This window comes from Mediterraneibacter sp. NSJ-151 (assembly GCF_022487435.1).
In the GTDB taxonomy this organism is placed as follows: domain Bacteria; phylum Bacillota; class Clostridia; order Lachnospirales; family Lachnospiraceae; genus Schaedlerella; species Schaedlerella hominis.
In genome coordinates, this window is record NZ_JAKVPP010000008.1 from 66,738 (window position 1) to 84,771 (window position 18,034).

Here is an 18,034-nt window from a genome sequence, read left to right on the forward strand (position 1 = left end):
ATGTCAGAAAAGAAAATTGCAATTGTAACAGGAGCATCTAGAGGAATAGGAAAAGCAATTGCCTTAGAACTTGCAAGACAGGGCATTTTTGTTGTTATAAATTACAATGGTTCAAAAGAAAAAGCAGAGGAAGCGTTGAGAACAATCCAAAATGAGGGTGGAGATGGAGTGATTTATCAGTGTAATGTGGCTGATTTCGAGGCATGCAAGACATTTATAGAGGATATTGTATCAACTTATGGAAGGATTGACATTCTTGTAAATAATGCCGGAATTACAAAAGACGGTCTGCTGATGCGTATGAGCGAGGCTGATTTTTCTGAGGTAGTCGATATCAATCTGAAAGGAACGTTCCACTGTATTCATCATGTGGCACGTCCAATGTTAAAGCAGAAATCAGGAAGAATCATCAATCTTGCATCGGTAGTTGCTTTACACGGAAATGCAGGACAGGTAAATTACGCGGCATCAAAAGCAGGAATTATCGGCATGACAAAATCTGCGGCAAAAGAGCTTGCATCCAGACATATTACAGTCAATGCAATTGCGCCGGGATTTATTCAGACAGATATGACAGCGGTACTTTCTGAAAAAGTAAAAGAATTAACGAAGACACAGATTCCAATGGGAACATTTGGACGACCGGAAGACGTAGCAAAAGCAGTAGCATTTCTGGCATCTGAGGAAGCCGGATATATTACAGGGCAAGTGCTGTGTGTAGATGGCGGAATGGCAATGTAGAAGAGTACGAACAATAGATGGAGGCATTATGAAAAGAAGAGTAGTAGTAACAGGGCTTGGTGCGATTACACCAATTGGAAATGATGTAGAATCTTTTTGGAGTGGCATCAAAGCAGGACATGTTGGAATCAGTGAAATCACACGATTTGATACAACAGATTACAAAGTAAAAATAGCTGCGGAAGTAAAAGATTTTTCGGGAAAAGATATCCTTGGATTTAGAACAGCAAAGAGAATGGAATTGTTCTCGCAATATGCAGTTGTAGCAGCAATGGAAGCTGTAAAAGATGCAGGTCTTGATATGGAAAAAGAAGATCCGTTTCGTGTCGGCGTAATCGTTGGCTCCGGAGTGGGAAGCCTGCAGGCAGCAGAAGCCGGGGTGGAGAAAATCCTGACAAAAGGACCATCGAGAGTGGACCCGTTAATCGTTCCTAAAATGATTACAAATATGGCAGCAGGAAATGTATCTATCGCTGTAGGTGCACGTGGAAAATGTACAAATGTAGCAACAGCATGTGCGACAGGTACACACTGTATTGGTGATGCATTTCGTGCAATCCAGTATGGCGATGCGGATGTGATGTTGGCAGGAGGAACAGAAAGTTCCATTTGTCCAATTGGGGTAGCTGGATTTACCAGCCTGACGGCATTGTCAGAAAGCAATGATCCAATGAGAGCATCAATTCCATTTGATAAAGACAGGGACGGATTTGTTATGGGCGAAGGTGCAGGAATTGTAGTTCTGGAGGAATTAGAGCATGCAGTTTCAAGAGGTGCACAAATTCTTGCAGAAGTTGTAGGATACGGTGCCACAGCAGATGCTTTCCACATTACATCACCGGCAGAAGATGGAAGCGGTGCAGCAAGGGCTATGGTGGATGCAATGAAAGAGGCAGATGTAAAGCCGGAACAGATTGAATACGTCAATGCACATGGTACAAGTACACACCATAATGATTTGTTTGAAACACGTGCAGTGAAAGTAGCTTTTGGTGATGCAGCATCAAATTTAAAAATCAATTCTACAAAGTCTATGATTGGACATTTGCTCGGAGCAGCAGGAGCAGTAGAATTTATTGTCTGTGTAAAATCTATTTTAGACGGATTTATCCACCAGACAGTCGGAACTCAAGAAGTGGATGAGGAACTTGATTTGAATTATATGGTTGGAGCACCGGCAGAACAGGAAATTACATATGCAATGAGTAATTCACTTGGATTTGGCGGGCATAATGGAAGTATATTGATTAAAAAATATGAAGCATAAAAATTCATTTCATATAGTGTATACAGAGTGATATGTAAGGGGATAAACATGGATTTTGAACAGATTATAGAATTAATAGATCATGTCTCTGCTTCAGAATTGTCTTCTTTTCATTATGAAAATGGAGACACAAAGATTTCAATGAAGGCAGGGAAAAAAGTTGTATTAGGGACAAATACAACAGAAAAAAATGCAGAACCGATTATTTTAAAGGAAGACACAGTAACAACAGGACAGCAAGAGAAGAAAGTAGAACCAGAAGGAAAAATCATTAAATCTCCACTGGTTGGAACATTCTATGCAGCCCCTGCCGAAGATGCACCTGCATTTGTAAGTGTTGGGGATACGGTAAAAAAAGGACAGGTCGTTGCGATTGTTGAGGCAATGAAGCTGATGAATGATATTGAAAGCGATTTTGATGGAAAAATAGTCGAAATTTATGTGGAAAATGGAGATGCGGTAGAATATGGACAGCCGTTATTTTGCGTTGAGTAGAGGTCTTGATAAATGGCAGATGGAGGAAATGTAGATGAATCATTTAGATGTAAAACAGATTGAGGAAATCATTCCTCATCGACATCCATTTTTATTAGTGGATTATATTGAAGATTATGTACCGGGGGAATATGCTGTCGGATATAAATGCGTAACATTTCGTGAAGATTTTTTTAAAGGACATTTTCCACAGCAGCCGGTAATGCCAGGTGTTTTGATCGTAGAAGCACTGGCGCAGACCGGAGCAGTTGCAATTCTTTCGCAGGAAGAAAATAAAGGGAAGATTGCGTTCTTTGGAGGAATTGATAAATGCCGTTTTAAAAGAAAGGTCGTTCCGGGAGACAAGCTTCGTCTGGAAACAAAAATTATTAAACAAAAAGGACCGGTAGGTATTGGAGAAGCAATTGCGACTGTTGATGGAAAAGTTGCAGTAAAAGCAGAATTGACATTTATGATTGGATAAGGTGTTGAAGTATGATTCAGAAATTATTGATTGCCAACAGAGGAGAAATCGCGGTGCGTATTATTCGTGCATGCAGAGAAATGGGGATAGAGTCTGTAGCTGTTTATTCAGAGGCGGATCAGGAAAGTCTCCATACACAGCTGGCAGATGAAGCAGTCTGTATAGGGCCGAGTGCTTCAGCAGAGAGTTATTTAAATATGGAAAGTATTATCAGTGCGGCGATGGTGACAGGTGCAGATGCAATTCATCCTGGATTTGGATTTTTGTCTGAAAATGCAAAATTTGCTCAGTTGTGTGAACAATGTGGAATCACCTTTGTAGGACCAAATTCTTCCGTAATCCAATGTCTTGGAAATAAGCAGGAAGCCAGAAACACAATGACAAGTGCAGGTGTGCCTGTCATTCCGGGAACAGATGAGTCTGTGCTGGATGTGGAAACAGGATTAAAAGAGGCAGAAAGAATCGGTTATCCGGTTATTATCAAAGCAGCTCTTGGCGGCGGCGGAAAAGGAATGCGTGTTGCATATTCAGAAAATGAATTTACAAAAGCATTTCAGACAGCACAAAAGGAAGCAAAGATGGCATTTGCAGATGAAACCATGTATATAGAGCATTTTGTAGAACATCCGCGACACATTGAATTTCAGATTCTGGCTGATTCAAAAGGAAATGTAATTCATCTTGGAGAGCGTGATTGTTCTATCCAAAGAAATCATCAGAAGATGATAGAAGAATCTCCTTCGGCAGCGGTTTCTGAAGAATTAAGACAGAAAATGGGAGAAGCAGCAGTGAAAGCAGCGAAAGCGGCTCATTATGAAAATGCCGGAACGATTGAATTCTTATTAGAGAAAAATGAAAAATTTTATTTTATGGAAATGAATACTCGTATACAAGTGGAACATCCGGTAACAGAGTGTGTGACAGGCTTGGATCTCATCAAAGAACAGATAAAAATCGCGTCAGGAGAACCACTTTCAATCACACAGAAAGATGTTAAAATCCAGGGACATGCAATTGAATGCAGAATCAATGCAGAAAATCCAATGAAACATTTTCGGCCTTCTCCGGGACAGATTACAGAGCTACATTTACCGGGAGGTCAGGGAATCCGTGTAGATACGGATATTTACAGTGGCTATCATATTTCACCATATTATGATTCCATGCTGGCAAAGTTAATTGTCTGCGGTAAAACGAGAGAAGATGCCATTGCGAAAATGCAGAGTGCTCTTGGCGAAGTTATTATAGAGGGAATTGATACAAATGTCGATTATCAGTTTGAGATACTACAAAATCCAGATTATCAGGCAGGTAATTTTGACATTGAATTTTTAAATACGCATGTAATTGCAGGAGTAAATATCAATGAAATTTAAGCATATGTTTAAAAGAACTGCTGTGAAAAATGATGCAGTAAATGAGAAGAAAACCAGATTTTCAGCACGAAAACCAGAAGTACCGGATGGTTTGATGAAAAAATGTAATGCTTGTAAAACCGCAGTATTTGTAGAAGAGGTTAAGCAAAATAATTATATTTGTCCACATTGCCAGAACTATTTCCGTATGCATGCATATCGTAGAATTCAAATGATTGCAGATCCGGATAGTTTTGAGGAATGGGATAAAGGATTGCAGACAAGAAATCCGTTACAGTTTAAAGGCTATGAAGAAAAGCTGGATAAATTAAAAGAAAAAACAGGCCTGGATGAGGCTGTTGTTACAGGTAAATTAAATATTAACGGAATACCTACAGTAGTTGCTGTATGTGACGGTCGTTTTATGATGGCGAGTATGGGAGAAGTTGTGGGAGAAAAGATCACACGCGCGGTTGAGAAAGCGACAGAAGAAAAACTTCCGATTATTATTTTTGCATGTTCAGGAGGCGCCAGAATGCAAGAGGGGATTGTATCTTTGATGCAGATGGCAAAGACCTCAGCTGCATTAAAACGTCATAGCGATGAAGGTCTTTTATACATCAGTGTCCTGACAGATCCTACGACGGGTGGAGTGACAGCAAGCTTTGCAATGCTTGGAGATATTATTTTAGCAGAACCAGGTGCTTTGATTGGTTTTGCCGGGCCGCGCGTGATTGAGCAGACAATTGGGCAAAAGCTGCCGGAAGGATTTCAACGTTCAGAGTTTTTATTAGAGCATGGATTTATTGATGCAATCGTAGAGAGAAAAGAAATGCGCTCTACTTTATCAAAAATCTTAGATATGCATATAACAAAAACAGAACAAAATACTGATTTTGTAAAAAATAAAGAACAGATGCAAATGGCAGCGGAAAAAGACTTAGAATGTCAGGATAAAATGAGTGCATGGGATCATGTGCAGCTTGCAAGAGATAAAAACAGACCGACAGGAAAAGATTATATTCAACTACTTTTTTCAGATTTTGTGGAAATGCATGGAGACAGATTGTATCGAGATGATCCGGCGGTAATAGGAGGAGTTGCAAAATTCCATGGAGAGCCGGTAACGATATTAGTTCAGGAAAAAGGGCATGGCACAAAAGAAAATATTGCACACCGTTTTGGAATGGTGTCTCCGGAAGGATATAGAAAATCTCTTCGTTTAATGAAACAGGCTGAAAAATTTAACCGTCCGGTAATTTGTTTTGTTGATACACCGGGTGCGTTCTGTGGACTTGAAGCGGAAGAAAATGGACAAGGAGAAGCAATTGCCAGAAACTTATATGAATTGTCAGGATTGAAAGTTCCGGTATTATCTGTTGTAATCGGTGAAGGCGGAAGTGGTGGAGCTCTTGCATTTGCAGTCGCAGATGAAGTTTGGATGATGGAGCATGCAATTTATTCTATTTTGTCACCGGAAGGCTTCGCTTCTATTTTGTGGAAGGACAGTAAACGAGCAAAAGAAGCGGCGGATGTGATGAAGATGACAGCACAGGATTTAAAAGCTCTCGGAATTATTGAACAGGTTATCCGAGAAGAAGAACCACTCACCAGAGAAAATATGATGCAGCTTAAAGATAACATGGATGAGAAAATAAATTGTTTTCTGAAAAAATATAAAGCATTGTCAAAACAAGAATTGGTTCAACACCGATATAAACGATTTCGCAATATCTAAAAAATAGTGGTTTCAATCTTGTCAACGTGTTATACTATATTGGATTGGAGAAGATAAGACATATTAAAACAAAAGTGAAGTGTTTGAAAGGAATATGTCTTAAACAATAGAAAAGACAGGAGAGAACGCTGTGGATAACCGAAAGATAATAAACGATGTTCTTGTACATTTATTTAATGAGATATTGCAGCTGGAAGAAGAGGCAATTATTACAGAAGAATATAAAGATATCACCAATAATGATATGCACATCATTGAGGCGGTTGGACTTGACGGAGGAAATATGTCCTCTATTGCGGCAAAGTTAAAAGTAACAGTTGGTTCCTTGACGACTTCTATGAACGGGCTTGTAAATAAAGGATATACTGAACGAAAACGAGGAGAGAAAGATCGTCGTGTTGTAAATATTTATCTGACTGAAAAAGGAAGAAAAGCATATCATCATCATGCAGAATATCATGAGCAGATGACAGATGCAGTAATGAGACAATTAAATGAAGAAGAGATAGGAGTTCTTGTTAAAACATTAAATGGACTCAGTGAATTTTTCTATCAATACGAACAAAAAGAGAAGCGGAATTAATCGCTTCTCTTTTTGTCTTAGAAAAATGTAATATAATGGTTAGATACAATCGCTTCTCTTAATATATCCAGGCTGTTCCGGTGTGCAAATTACTTCTTTTGCATGAATCAGTTTAGCGTACTTATCAATGATCAGATTTTCTGCATGTATATCTTCACCGATTGTTACATTTGGAAGTACAACACAGTTCTTTAATACAGCCCCTTTCTTAATATTACATCCACGTCCGATAATGCTGTTTTCAATATCTCCTTCAATAGTACATCCGTTTGAGATGATAGAAGAGCGGGCACTGGCTGTTTCTAAATATTTTGTTGGACAAGAATCACTAGTTCTTGTATAAATTGGCCAATCCTCTTCGAAAAGAAGATTTCTTGTTTTTGCATCCAGTAAAGAGAGATTTGCATCGAAATAACTCTTTAAGTCAGTAACAGCGGCAAAGTATCCACGATGTGAAATTCCACGTATATCAAAGTCCTGGCAAGCATGATTAACTACCTGAGGAAGTGTATACAATGCAGAATGTGATGCCCCTTTCTTAAGTAAATCGATGAACAAATCTTTTCTCATAACATAAGTATCCATGAAAATATTGCGGTTCTTTGCGGTCGCACGATTCTTTTCAATAGAAAGGACACCTTTTTGTTTATTCAAATTTAAAATATCACAATTGAAAAAGCTCTCATTTGCATTATCTACTGTATGATAAAGCAATGTGATATCTGCTCCGGATTCAACATGTTTATTCATAAGCTCATCAAAATCCTGCTTAAATATCATGTGGCTAGGAGCAATGATCACGTAGTCAAAAGGATTTTCTTCTATGTAAGCTAAGTTATCTAAATATGTTGCAATATCAGTGTCATACAATGAATTCTTTCGTTCACCTTCAGAAAATAGTATATGAAGATGTCCACGTTTTGAATTGATATTATAATGACGACCTGTACCAAGGTGTTCTACTAAAGAACGTGGTTGTTTGTTAAGAAAAACTTTGATTTGATCCATTCCACTGTTTGTCATATTTGAAAGTGGAAAATCAATCATTCTATATCTTCCTAAGAAAGAAAATGCTCCGATTGAACGGTAATCCTGAAGTCCCTCCACATGAATCTGACTTCTGGAGAAATTAATGATTCCTAATGCGTCACACATATTATTCTGCCCCCTTTACGCGTTTTGCTACAAGTTCAATATTTTCGCTGTCTGCGCTTCCAACAACGGCATCTTTACCAATGCGGACACCGTCTGCGACAAGGGCACGGGTTACAACGGCACCTTCTTCAACAACAACACCAGGCATCAGTACACTGTCAATAACTTTTGCACCGGTTGCTACTTTTGCACTCGTAAATAATACAGAGTTTGTAATCTCACCATCGACATCGCATCCCTGAGTAATAAATGCTTTGTTAATGTTAGCATTTGGTCCTAAAATATGAGGAAGAGTAGTAGAATCCTCTGTATAAATTTTCCATGAAGGATCATTGAGGTCTAATTCATTCTTAGGATCAAGCAAGTCCATGTTAGCTTCCCATAAAGAATCAATTGTACCTACATCTTTCCAGTAGCCTTTAAATTTATATGCAAAGAGACGTTTTTCATCTGCAAGCATCTGCGGAATGATATCTTTACCGAAGTCATGGCTCGAATTAGCATCCTTCATATCAGCCTGCAACATCTTACGAAGCAGTTTCCAGTTGAAAATATAAATTCCCATAGAAGCAAGGTTGCTCTTTGGATGTTCTGGTTTCTCTTCGAATTCAACAATACGTCCGTCTTCGTTAGCGTTCATAATACCAAAACGGCTGGCTTCTTTCATTGGAACTTCAATAACGGCAATTGTAGCATCAGCATTGGATTTGATATGATAATCCAACATCTTTGCATAATTCATCTTATAAATGTGGTCGCCGGAAAGGATAAGAACATATTCCGGATTATAATTGTTAATAAAATCAATGTTCTGTGAAATGGCATCTGCAGTTCCACGATAAACATCCAGATCAGTATCTGCTTTCTCACGTGGTGGAAGTACATAAACACCACTGTTTTTTGCATCCAGACCCCAACGTCTTCCAGCAGCAACATAACTATTCAAAAGAATTGATTCATATTGGGTAAGCACTCCTACAGTATCGATTCCACTGTTCGCACAGTTACTAAGTGGAAAGTCAATGATTCGGTATTTTCCCCCATAAGATACTGCCGGCTTAGCGACTTTGTTTGTCAGATCATGAAGACGACTGCCGCGTCCACCAGCTAAAATCATAGCAAGCATATTATTTTGTTTCATTGAGTATCCTCCCATATTGCTTTTTCATAAGATAAATATATTATACTATGAAAAGACAGAAAATACCATATAATTTGAGAGAAAATACCAAAAAAAATTGAAAAATAGGGAAAAAGATATATAAAAGATACAAAAATCCCATTTAACTATGGAATTGTAAAACTACATAGCTAATGGGATTTTTTGTATTAGATATTAATTATCAAAATCATCTTCAAATGGATCATCATAGTCATCTGACGGGTCATAATCATCAGAATCTCCTCTGGATGCAATTGTAAGAATCAAGAAAATTACTGCAAGAACAAGCCCTGCAATTGCACAATACAAAAGGTTGGCTTCTCCTTGGCGTTTCATAAATGCATATACACCGCCACCAAGATATAAAATCATTGGTAGAATGAAAGCAAAAACAGAATTCGACTTCTGCATAATTAATAATAACAGTGCAGATACAAACATACATGCTGCAAGAATGGCATAAGTCATACCGGCAGAAGCTGTATCACCGGATAGAATACCATCCAGACCTGCCATTAGTGCAGAATAAACACAGAAACCAAAACCTCCGATAGAGAGAATTCCTAAAAGAACACGTAAGACGCGGAATCTGGCTTTTGGTTCGTATTCATCATCCCAGTCATCATCATCATTCATATCATCATATGCATTCATTGTACGCTGCTTCAAATCGGAAAGATCATCCGTGTTAGAAATCTTGTTTGATTTGTAGGATGGATCGGTTGAAAGCATATCCTCGTAACCTTTGCGCATTGCATGTTCTCGTTTTGCACGAACATGCTGAGGTGGAATATTACTATATTTTTGCTCTTCTGTAGTTTCAGAAGCAGAAGAGAGAGCTGCCTCTTCTTCAATAGGACGGCGCTTTTTAGGAGCAGCTTCTCCATCAGCCGTGCGACGTTTCTTAGGAGTTCCGTCTTCATTGACAGGACGGCGCTTCTTAGGAGTGGCTTCTCCATCAGCTGTGCGGCGTTTCTTAGGAGTTCCGTCTTCGTTGACAGGACGGCGTTTCTTAGGAGTTCCGTCTTCGTTGACAGGACGGCGTTTCTTAGGAGTTCCGTCTTCGTTGACAGGACGGCGCTTCCTAGGTGCGTCCTCTCCGTTAACAGGGCGAGACTTTTTAACAGCTTTTTTCTCTTCGTCTGAGCGAGTAGGTTCAGCTTGTTTTGCATCTTCAACCGCTTTCTTAGCTGCCATTTTCTTTGCACGTTGTTTATCTAAATTCCACTGTTTTTTACAGTCTTTGCAAATCGCATACTGATTCATAATTGGCTCACCATTCTCATTGGTTCCAACTTGTTTCTGCTGTAATATAACATCTTTTCCACATAATGGACACTTCATATGTATACTCCTTATTTTTTATAAATTTTTACAACATGAACATTATAACATTTTATGAAAGCAAGAACAATGTTAAAATAGGTGTTATTTTGAAAAAATTGTGAAAAAAGTATGGTTAATTGTCGAAATGCGGAATTGTATTTCAAAGAAAATATTTAAAATATTTGCATCTTTAGAACTTTATTATGATAAAACAGTGGATTTTATGAATTTAATGTGTTAAAATATTAGATAGTCTTTGAGTAACAAAGGAGTACGGCATATGAGTAAAAAAATAAGAACAGAGGCAGTAGACTATTTGTTTGATGCAATTTTGAGCTTGCAGGATAAAGAGGAATGCTACACATTTTTTGAAGACATTTGCACAATTAATGAGTTGTTGTCTCTTTCACAAAGATTCGAGGTTGCGAAGATGTTGAGAGAGAAAAAGACATATCTTGAGATTGCGGAAAAGACAGGTGCTTCTACAGCTACGATCAGTCGAGTGAACCGGTCATTGAATTATGGAAATGACGGATATGATATGGTGTTCAGACGACTTGAAAGTAAAAAAGAAAACTAAAGACAAAAAGAAAAACGAGAACTGTTCAGTGCATAGCAGTTCTCGTTTTTTTTATTCTTGTGGATGTACTTCATCCAGCAATTTTTCGATGATTTGCTTTTTGACATATACATCAAAACTGAGATCGCACAGTAGAGAAAATAGCTGTAGCTGCTCTTTGTCTTCATCGTGAACTTTAGAAAAAGAACCTTCAGAACGAGCAAAAGCTGTTTTTAACTCTTCCTGCAGAGAATCGATTCGTGACTTCTGGACAGAGCAGATTTCTTCATAAATGTCTGTCATAGATAAATTCTCGTCAGTATGAAAATACTTTTCTGTAATAGGTTTTAATAAAGTTTCAATATCTTTAATAGAAAGAATATTTTTAAAATAGTAGATAAAGATCAATACTAAGACATGTTCTTTGGAATATTTCTTCTTATCCGGTGGAGGCAGAAGATTATTCTTTGTGTAATTGTTGATCATTGTCTTTGTTAAAATCTTGTCGTCATCATAACGCTTGGTAGAAGAAAGACCTTCTTCCATTAAAGTAGTAACCTGATCCATGTACAGATTCATATTCGGAATCTCAGTAGAGTGGATATAATCAATGCGTGAAATACTATTTAAAATACTGTTTAAGATATCATTGGAATCTATTGTCATTTTATCACCTCAATATAGTTATTATATAGTATTAAAAACTAGATGGCAAGCATTTTTGAAAATGAATTTCGTATGAATTTTAAGAACTTTAAGCGTGAAAATGTATGTGTCATATGTTAATATAATAATACTGTTTGAAAGATATACAGAGAACTGGAATTTAAAGGGAGCAATAAAGGATGATATATGAACCATTATTCAAGTTGGAACGAACGGGAGTACAGATTCATTATTATACAGGAAAAGGAAAATATAATCCGGTACATTGGCATTCTGCAATAGAACTTATATACGTATTAAATGGAAATGGGTCAATCATGATAGATGGAAAAGACTATCTGGTTGTTGCGGGTGATTTTGTAGTGCTGGATTCTAACCAGATGCATGAAGTTAAGGCAGCAAATGCGTCAATGATGGTGATAATTCATTTTTCAAGAAACAGTATGAAAAACTATGTTTCAGATATAGAAAAATATCGTTTTTTCTGTACTAGGGAAAAATTAAAAAAAGAACAGTTGGAGGCATATTTAAAAATATGTGAGATGTTAAAAGGCTTGCCGCCGATGTACGTGATGCATCCTGTCGGATATCGGTTGAAAAGTCAGGCTATTGCGATGGAAGTATTCTTTGAGCTGCTGAATCATTTTGCAACAAGAGAAGAACATGTACAAACTTCAAAGCACAATACGATATTGGAACGTCTGGGAGAAATTACAGAGTATATAGAATTACATTATAAAGAGCAGATTTCATTGGAAGAGATTGCGTCACATTTTTATTTGAGCAGAGAATACTTTAGTCGGTTTTTTAAACAAAATATGGGTGTAAATTTTTTGAGATATGTCAATCAGGTGCGATTGATGCATATTTACCAGGATATCTGCAATACACAAAAAGGAATTTTGGAGATTGCAGAAGAGAATGGATTTACGAATTACAAATTGTTTAACCGAATGTTTCATGAGATATACGGATGTTCCCCGAGAGATGTGCGAAAGAAGTAGAAATTCTAGTTGACAATAAAGAACGCATGTTCGATAATAAAAGCAAGAGTTTGGGTTAAATGAAGATAAGATGGGAGAGTTTTATGAGCATATATGATACGTTGAATGAGCAGCAAAGAGAGGCTGTTTATCATACCGAAGGACCACTTTTAATTCTGGCAGGAGCCGGTTCTGGTAAGACCAGAGTGCTGACTCACAGAATTGCATATTTAATAGAAGAAAAGGGTGTAAATCCTTGGAACATACTGGCAATTACATTTACAAATAAAGCTGCAGGAGAGATGCGTGAACGAGTAGACAATCTTGTTGGATTTGGTTCAGAAAGTATATGGGTTAGTACATTTCATTCCACTTGTGTAAGGATTTTAAGAAGATATATCGATCGCATCGGCTATGATACGAATTTTACAATATATGACAGTGATGACCAGAAGACATTGATGCGTGATATATGTAAGCAATTGAATATAGATACAAAGAAATTTAAAGAGAGAACATTTCTTGGAGCAATTTCATCAGCAAAGGATGAGATGGTAACACCGGCAGAATACGAGGTGAATGCAGTAGGAGATTTTTCAAAACAGATGATTGCAAAAGTATACTGGGAATATGAAAAACAACTGCAGGCGAATAACGCATTAGATTTTGATGACCTGCTGATGAAGACAGTGCAGCTTTTTCAGAAGGATGCAGAGGTTTTGGAGTATTATCAGAATCGATTCAGATATATTATGGTGGACGAATATCAGGATACAAATACAGTACAGTTTAAATTTGTCAGTCTTTTAGCAGCGAAATATCAGAACTTATGTGTAGTAGGAGATGATGACCAGTCCATTTATAAATTTAGAGGAGCTAATATACAGAATATATTAAGTTTTGAAGAGAAATTCAAGGATGCAAAAGTAATAAAGCTGGAACAGAATTATCGTTCAACAGGCAATATTCTAAATGCTGCGAATGCAGTGATCCGTAATAATCACGGACGAAAAGATAAATCTCTTTGGACGGAAAAAGGAGATGGGGAAAAAATCCAATTGCATGAGTTTGATACAGCATATGATGAAGCTGAATTTATTGTAAATCAGATTAAAAGTGGATGCGCAAAAGGAAATCATTATAATGATTACGCAATCTTGTATAGAACAAATGCACAGTCTCGTATTTTTGAGGAAAAATTTGTGGCAAACAATATTCCATATAAAATTATCGGTGGGGTGAATTTCTATGCAAGACGCGAGATTAAGGATTTACTTTCATATTTAAAGACAATAGATAATGCGAGAGATGATTTGGCTGTTCGAAGAATTATTAATGTCCCGAAACGTGGGATTGGTCTTACAACAGTGAATCGTGTGCAGGATTCTGCCCAGATGAGAGGAATTGGATTTTATGAAGCACTGCAAGGTCTGGATCTGATTCCGGGGATTGGAAGAAGTGCTGCAAAACTAGATTCATTTGTTGCGTTGATTGAATATTTCAAAGGCAGACTTGGAAAAATCAGTTTAACGGATCTGTTAAAAGAGATTATTGAGATGACAGCATATGTAGAAAGTCTTGAGGCAGAGGATAAGGAAGATGCACAGGCCAGAATTGAAAATATTGATGAATTGCTTAATAAAGTGGCAACTTATGAGGAAGTCTGTGCAGCAGAGCAAAAAGAAGTTTCATTAAGCGGCTTCTTAGAAGAAGTAGCATTAGTGGCAGATATTGATAATTTAGATGAAGAACAGGATTATGTTGTTTTGATGACATTGCATAGTGCGAAAGGATTGGAATTTCCGAATGTATACCTGGCAGGTATGGAAGACGGATTATTTCCAAGTTATATGTGTATTGATAATCCGGAAGATCTGGAAGAAGAAAGACGTTTGTGTTATGTAGGAATCACACGTGCAGAACAAGAGCTTGTGCTGAGCTGCGCAAGAATGCGTATGGTACGAGGAGAGACACATTATAATCGTGTATCCAGATTTGTAAAAGAAATACCAGAAGATTTGCTCGAAAAAGAAGAGAAGCTGTTTTCTGTCAAAGAAGAAAAAGATTCTGCTGTTCAAACAGCATTTAAGCAGGCAAAACAAGCATTTGCACAAAAACCATTTACTACATATGCTTCACCTCTTATGACGGGGGCAAAGCAATTTGCGGTGACAAAAGAAAAAGGTCTTGATTATACAATCGGAGACAGAGTGAGACACATTAAATTTGGTGTAGGAACTGTAAAAGATATTGTAGAAGGCGGACGAGATTATGAAGTGACAGTAGAATTTGATACTGCCGGAGTAAAGAAGATGTTTGCTACATTTGCAAAATTAAAAAAGGAAGAATAAAGTTATTTGTTTTTCTGTGAATTTTTCAATGAATTTAGTAGTAATCTGAAAATGATAGTGTTATAATATCAGAAAAGAACTCTACCAAGAAAAGGGAAAGGGCGTGTAAGATATGAACAGAGTAGAAGAGTTAATTGCTGAGACAAAACTGAAAGAACTTTTAAACAAAAAGGAAGAAGAAAAACCATGTAAAGCAATCCTTTGGACATTGGCAATTATCGGTGCGGTTGCAGCAGTAGCAGGTATTGCCTATGCAGTATACAGATTCTTTACACCGGATTATCTCGAAGATTTTGACGAAGATTTCGATGATGATTTTGATGATTATTTCAGTGACGAGGATCAGATCTAATTAGTTTGAAAGAATTTGAAGTTATCAGACATCAAATCAGATGTAAACAGTAACGGCTAAACATAAGGACAGGATGTGGTGGTAAGGTACCGCACCCTGTCTCTTTTTGCCAGAAAGAGAGTGTTATGAAAAAAGGACAGATATTTGAAGGAATTATAGAAAAAGTTGAATTTCCAAATAAAGGAAAAGTATACGTGCCGGAAGAGGACAGATATGTAATTGTAAAAAATGGAATTCCGGGACAGAAAGTGAAATTCATTGTCAATAAATTTAAAAGCGGTAATGCGGAAGGAAGGCTACTGGAGGTCTTAGAAAAATCAGAAAAAGAAACAAGAACTCCGGTCTGTAGCATTTTCCCGGCATGCGGTGGATGCATGTATCAGACAATGTCTTATGAAGATCAGATGCAGATGAAAGGGGAACAGGTCAGAGAAATTTTGGAATCGGCCATGGCACCTGGAAAAACATTTACATTTGAAGGCGTAAAGGCAAGCCCCAAAGAATTTGGTTATCGTAATAAGATGGAATTCTCATTTGGAGATGAATATAAGGACGGACCATTGTCACTGGGACTTCATAAAAAAGGAAGTACTTATGATGTATTAACAGCATCAGACTGCAAATTGGTACATCAGGACATGAATAAGATTTTAATGTGCGTGTTAGAATATTTCCAGAATTTAGGTGCAAGCTATTATAAGAAAATGCAACATATTGGATATTTGCGTCATTTATTGCTTCGCCGTGGGGATACAACAGGAGAAATTTTAATCAATCTCGTAACTACAACACAGGAGGATTATGATCTTACACCATTAGTAGAACAATTGCTGGCATTACAGTTAGAAGGTAAAATCGTAGGAATTCTCCATATATTAAATGATTCGCTGTCAGATGTAGTACAAAGTGATGAGACGAAAGTTCTCTATGGACAAGACTTTTTCTATGAAAACCTGCTTGGATTGGAATTTAAAATCACACCATTTTCATTTTTCCAGCCTAACTCTCGAGGTGCAGAAGTATTATATACCATCGTGAGAGATTATATCGGAGATATCCACGATATGACTGTATTTGACTTGTTTAGTGGAACAGGTACGATTTCTCAGGTACTTGCACCAGTTGCAAAAGAAGTGATCGGAGTGGAAATTATCGAAGAAGCAGTAGAGGCAGCAAAAGAGAATGCAGCACGGAATGGTTTGGAAAATTGTCGCTTTATTGCGGGTGATGTATTCAAAGTACTTGATGATATAGAAGAAAAACCAGATGTAATTGTATTAGATCCACCAAGAGATGGTATTCACCCAAAGGCACTTCCGAAGATTTTGGATTATGGAGTAGATACAATTGTGTATATTTCTTGTAAGGTGACAAGCTTGGCAAGAGATCTTGCGATGTTCCAGGCAAGGGGATATGAAGTTGTGAAAGCGGTTGCTGTAGATCAATTTTGCGAAACAGTGCATGTGGAGACAGTCTGCCTTCTATCGAGAAAAGCCCAATAAATCAAAGAATTTCGCCATTTTGGAAATAAAATAGATGTGTGTTTCTGTTTCCGTAGAGTGATGATATAATCGGAAATTTACCCCAGGGGATAGGTTTTTTGGAACAGGAGATATACATTTTGACGAAGGAATATTTTTTAGCAAAAGTTGTTTTGCATCATGGGGTATGAGGAGTTGAATAAAAAAGAAGAACAAGTAGGGAGGCGATAGATTTCAATGGGTACTACATTTCCTAAAGATATAATGGATTGCATGAAAGGATGCATTTTGTCTATTTTTTGGCCGAAAAAAGATATAGTCGATTTTATGAAAAAAGTTGGTTGTACCTCAAGGGAATTGATGCCGGAAAGTGAATATAAAGAATTGCATAGGGCTGAAATTGTAGATAAAATTTTTACTAATTTAGAAAAAAGAAGTGATTCGGGAATAGGACAATTTAGGTGTATGTTAAAGGAACTAACGGAATGGAATTATTTCAATCCTTATTATTTTCAGAAATTGAACAAACTGAGTGAGAGCGAAGCAAAAAGAAATATCAGCCATTTAAAACAACTTCAAGAAATTCGGGATTACAAAATAAGGCAGGAAAGACAAAGACAAGAAGAACAGGAAAGAAAGCGGAAAGATATCAGCATTAGTATAAATGAATTAAAAGAGATATTCCTAAATTTATTTAGTGGAAAAGATCAGAACGGAAAAGAAATAAATGCACAGAGAAGAGGATATTTGTTTGAGGAATTCCTAAAAAAATTATTTTTAAATGAGGGTATAGAAGTTACAGAACCATTTAAAATTGTAGGAGAACAGATTGATGGCTCAATAAAGTATGATGGAGAGCATTACATAATAGAAGCTAAGTGGCATGATAAATGGAGTGCATCTGATAGCTTGTATCAGTTTGCAGCAAAAGTAGAAGGGAAGATGTATGGAAGAGGAGTATTTATTTCTGTAAATGGTTTTTCGCCTGATTCCGTACAAGCTCTGACAACAGGAAAGGCACTTAGGACTATTTTGGTAGACGGTGGGGATTTAGTTCCAATTACAGAAGGAATGTACACCCTGAGAGAAATGCTTGATAACAAAATTAAGGCGGCTCAAACAATGGGGAGAATATATGTTGATTCTACAAATTTGGCTGATAAAGTTATCCGGCAGTAAGGAGATGGGAGTTTGATGAAGTTAGAAGAAAAATTGCTTGAACAATATTTTGATGTTATAGAGAAGAACGGTAATACAGAAAATCAGATACAGGAATTTCTTGAGGAAAATACTATATTCATACCAATGCCTTTTTGCTAAATCATTATTTGCATATGAATTGTGTGATTTCCAAATT

General features: G+C 37.2%; 18 protein-coding genes. 14 read left to right on the forward strand and 4 right to left on the reverse strand.

Annotated elements, in window-relative coordinates; genetic code table 11:
- The 7 genes from fabG to LQE94_RS09840 all read left to right on the forward strand — a co-directional run bounded on the left by fabG (position 1) and on the right by LQE94_RS09840 (position 6,642).
- Entirely contained in the window at positions 1–741 is a 741-nt protein-coding gene (gene fabG / locus LQE94_RS09810; RefSeq protein WP_022075900.1) for a 3-oxoacyl-[acyl-carrier-protein] reductase, read from the forward strand.
- A 28-nt stretch (positions 742–769) separates the two neighbouring features.
- A complete protein-coding gene (gene fabF / locus LQE94_RS09815) occupies positions 770–2,008 on the forward strand; it encodes a beta-ketoacyl-ACP synthase II (protein WP_118724416.1) in 1,239 nt (412 codons plus the stop codon).
- Positions 2,009–2,056: 48 nt separating this feature from the next.
- Complete coding sequence (gene accB, locus LQE94_RS09820) at positions 2,057–2,503, forward strand: acetyl-CoA carboxylase biotin carboxyl carrier protein (RefSeq protein ID WP_240577583.1); 447 nt, start codon at positions 2,057–2,059, stop codon at positions 2,501–2,503.
- Between the two features lie 34 nt (positions 2,504–2,537).
- Positions 2,538–2,966: a 3-hydroxyacyl-ACP dehydratase FabZ gene (fabZ, locus tag LQE94_RS09825; RefSeq protein ID WP_022075903.1), complete on the forward strand. Its 429-nt coding sequence runs from the start codon at positions 2,538–2,540 to the stop codon at positions 2,964–2,966.
- Positions 2,967–2,977: 11 nt separating this feature from the next.
- On the forward strand, positions 2,978–4,342 hold the full coding sequence (locus LQE94_RS09830; protein WP_240577584.1) for an acetyl-CoA carboxylase biotin carboxylase subunit: 1,365 nt from the start codon (positions 2,978–2,980) through the stop codon (positions 4,340–4,342).
- Entirely contained in the window at positions 4,332–6,059 is a 1,728-nt protein-coding gene (accD, locus tag LQE94_RS09835) for an acetyl-CoA carboxylase, carboxyltransferase subunit beta (protein ID WP_118724414.1), read from the forward strand. Before LQE94_RS09830 ends, accD begins: the two co-directional genes overlap by 11 nt.
- Before the next feature lie 130 nt (positions 6,060–6,189).
- Positions 6,190–6,642: a MarR family winged helix-turn-helix transcriptional regulator gene (locus LQE94_RS09840; protein WP_022075906.1), complete on the forward strand. Its 453-nt coding sequence runs from the start codon at positions 6,190–6,192 to the stop codon at positions 6,640–6,642.
- A 39-nt stretch (positions 6,643–6,681) separates the two neighbouring features.
- On the opposite strand, the gene glgD is transcribed toward LQE94_RS09840, so the two are convergent.
- From glgD to LQE94_RS09855, 3 genes are all read right to left on the reverse strand, one after another.
- Positions 6,682–7,797 (reverse strand): glucose-1-phosphate adenylyltransferase subunit GlgD, encoded by a 1,116-nt coding sequence (gene glgD, locus LQE94_RS09845; protein ID WP_240577585.1) that lies wholly within the window; start codon positions 7,795–7,797, stop codon positions 6,682–6,684.
- A 1-nt stretch (position 7,798) separates the two neighbouring features.
- The gene (locus LQE94_RS09850; protein ID WP_022075908.1) at positions 7,799–8,938 is read right to left on the reverse strand and encodes a glucose-1-phosphate adenylyltransferase; all 1,140 of its coding nucleotides are present in this window, start codon (positions 8,936–8,938) and stop codon (positions 7,799–7,801) included.
- A 195-nt stretch (positions 8,939–9,133) separates the two neighbouring features.
- Positions 9,134–10,303, reverse strand: a complete 1,170-nt coding sequence (locus LQE94_RS09855) for a hypothetical protein (protein WP_240577586.1) — start codon at positions 10,301–10,303, stop codon at positions 9,134–9,136.
- Between the two features lie 262 nt (positions 10,304–10,565).
- Here LQE94_RS09855 and LQE94_RS09860 point away from each other — a divergent pair, with 262 nt between their 5' ends.
- Positions 10,566–10,865, forward strand: a complete 300-nt coding sequence (locus LQE94_RS09860) for a YerC/YecD family TrpR-related protein (protein ID WP_022075910.1) — start codon at positions 10,566–10,568, stop codon at positions 10,863–10,865.
- Between the two features lie 51 nt (positions 10,866–10,916).
- Here LQE94_RS09860 and LQE94_RS09865 read toward each other — a convergent pair whose 3' ends face one another.
- On the reverse strand, positions 10,917–11,510 hold the full coding sequence (locus tag LQE94_RS09865) for a DUF1836 domain-containing protein (RefSeq protein ID WP_240577587.1): 594 nt from the start codon (positions 11,508–11,510) through the stop codon (positions 10,917–10,919).
- A gap of 179 nt (positions 11,511–11,689) precedes the next feature.
- On the opposite strand from LQE94_RS09865, the gene LQE94_RS09870 reads away from it, so the two are divergent.
- The 6 genes from LQE94_RS09870 (at position 11,690) to LQE94_RS16225 (ending at position 17,997) form a co-directional block, all read left to right on the forward strand.
- The gene (locus LQE94_RS09870) at positions 11,690–12,514 is read left to right on the forward strand and encodes an AraC family transcriptional regulator (protein ID WP_240577588.1); all 825 of its coding nucleotides are present in this window, start codon (positions 11,690–11,692) and stop codon (positions 12,512–12,514) included.
- Between the two features lie 83 nt (positions 12,515–12,597).
- Positions 12,598–14,844: a DNA helicase PcrA gene (pcrA, locus tag LQE94_RS09875; protein ID WP_240577589.1), complete on the forward strand. Its 2,247-nt coding sequence runs from the start codon at positions 12,598–12,600 to the stop codon at positions 14,842–14,844.
- A 112-nt stretch (positions 14,845–14,956) separates the two neighbouring features.
- Positions 14,957–15,196, forward strand: a complete 240-nt coding sequence (locus LQE94_RS09880) for a hypothetical protein (protein WP_022075914.1) — start codon at positions 14,957–14,959, stop codon at positions 15,194–15,196.
- 125 nt (positions 15,197–15,321) lie between these two features.
- Positions 15,322–16,698, forward strand: coding sequence for a 23S rRNA (uracil(1939)-C(5))-methyltransferase RlmD (rlmD, locus tag LQE94_RS09885; RefSeq protein ID WP_240577590.1), 1,377 nt, complete (start codon positions 15,322–15,324; stop codon positions 16,696–16,698).
- A 216-nt stretch (positions 16,699–16,914) separates the two neighbouring features.
- Positions 16,915–17,856 carry a restriction endonuclease gene (locus tag LQE94_RS09890; protein ID WP_240577591.1) on the forward strand — a complete coding sequence of 314 codons (942 nt, stop codon included), beginning with the start codon at positions 16,915–16,917 and terminating at the stop codon, positions 17,854–17,856.
- Between the two features lie 15 nt (positions 17,857–17,871).
- Positions 17,872–17,997, forward strand: coding sequence for a hypothetical protein (locus LQE94_RS16225; RefSeq protein ID WP_022075917.1), 126 nt, complete (start codon positions 17,872–17,874; stop codon positions 17,995–17,997).
- Positions 17,998–18,034: the final 37 nt, after the last annotated feature.

Excerpts from the sequence above, each read along its gene's own strand:
- LQE94_RS09890 (WP_240577591.1), top strand. The coding sequence starts at position 16,915 with ATGGGTACTACATTTCCTAAAGATATAATGGATTGCATGAAAGGATGC.
- LQE94_RS09880 (WP_022075914.1), top strand. The coding sequence starts at position 14,957 with ATGAACAGAGTAGAAGAGTTAATTGCTGAGACAAAACTGAAAGAACTT.
- LQE94_RS09850 (WP_022075908.1), bottom strand. The coding sequence starts at position 8,938 with ATGAAACAAAATAATATGCTTGCTATGATTTTAGCTGGTGGACGCGGC.
- LQE94_RS16225 (WP_022075917.1), top strand. The coding sequence starts at position 17,872 with ATGAAGTTAGAAGAAAAATTGCTTGAACAATATTTTGATGTTATAGAG.
- accD (WP_118724414.1), top strand. The coding sequence starts at position 4,332 with ATGAAATTTAAGCATATGTTTAAAAGAACTGCTGTGAAAAATGATGCA.
- LQE94_RS09830 (WP_240577584.1), top strand. The coding sequence starts at position 2,978 with ATGATTCAGAAATTATTGATTGCCAACAGAGGAGAAATCGCGGTGCGT.
- glgD (WP_240577585.1), bottom strand. The coding sequence starts at position 7,797 with ATGTGTGACGCATTAGGAATCATTAATTTCTCCAGAAGTCAGATTCAT.
- LQE94_RS09860 (WP_022075910.1), top strand. The coding sequence starts at position 10,566 with ATGAGTAAAAAAATAAGAACAGAGGCAGTAGACTATTTGTTTGATGCA.
- pcrA (WP_240577589.1), top strand. The coding sequence starts at position 12,598 with ATGAGCATATATGATACGTTGAATGAGCAGCAAAGAGAGGCTGTTTAT.
- rlmD (WP_240577590.1), top strand. The coding sequence starts at position 15,322 with ATGAAAAAAGGACAGATATTTGAAGGAATTATAGAAAAAGTTGAATTT.
- LQE94_RS09855 (WP_240577586.1), bottom strand. The coding sequence starts at position 10,303 with ATGAAGTGTCCATTATGTGGAAAAGATGTTATATTACAGCAGAAACAA.
- LQE94_RS09870 (WP_240577588.1), top strand. The coding sequence starts at position 11,690 with ATGATATATGAACCATTATTCAAGTTGGAACGAACGGGAGTACAGATT.
- accB (WP_240577583.1), top strand. The coding sequence starts at position 2,057 with ATGGATTTTGAACAGATTATAGAATTAATAGATCATGTCTCTGCTTCA.
- LQE94_RS09865 (WP_240577587.1), bottom strand. The coding sequence starts at position 11,510 with ATGACAATAGATTCCAATGATATCTTAAACAGTATTTTAAATAGTATT.
- fabZ (WP_022075903.1), top strand. The coding sequence starts at position 2,538 with ATGAATCATTTAGATGTAAAACAGATTGAGGAAATCATTCCTCATCGA.
- fabF (WP_118724416.1), top strand. The coding sequence starts at position 770 with ATGAAAAGAAGAGTAGTAGTAACAGGGCTTGGTGCGATTACACCAATT.
- fabG (WP_022075900.1), top strand. The coding sequence starts at position 1 with ATGTCAGAAAAGAAAATTGCAATTGTAACAGGAGCATCTAGAGGAATA.